The 440-nt window shown below is 30.2% G+C and carries 1 protein-coding gene; it reads right to left on the reverse strand.

Annotated features, from left to right (window positions below; translation table 11 throughout):
* The coding region (locus F7018_RS17995) for a T9SS type A sorting domain-containing protein (RefSeq protein ID WP_150901488.1) at positions 1-440 on the reverse strand (440 nt) is incomplete at both ends.

Below are 440 nucleotides of genomic sequence, written 5' to 3' on the forward strand. Positions count from 1 at the left end.
TTACCTAATTCTGAAGTTATTCTTACTACGTAAACTCCTGTTTCTAAATCTGGAAGACTTACTGTGTTTCTTCCTTTTCCTTCAACTGTTTTACTTAGTACTGCAGCTCCATGAATAGCATATAAAGTCATATTAAAAGTACCTTTAGAAATTCCTTCTATAATTAAGGTATTATCTGATGTATTGTAAATCTTAACATTATTAATGTTTGTATTTACTTTGGCTTTCTGCTGAGTATGTAAGTAAAAACGACCTACTCCATTTACTTTCTCTGTAATTGTTACCGTATAAAATTCATTCAATTCAGAACTTAACTTTGTAAAAGTATTCTCTTCTTTATCTTCAATAAATACTTCTACTCCTTCTGGTAAATTATTATAGTTTACAGTAAACGTTACCTCAGCTCCAGCTGTAGCACTTAAACCTATTGGAAGAACTGT

Source organism: Tenacibaculum aiptasiae (assembly GCF_008806755.1).
GTDB lineage: Bacteria > Bacteroidota > Bacteroidia > Flavobacteriales > Flavobacteriaceae > Polaribacter > Polaribacter aiptasiae.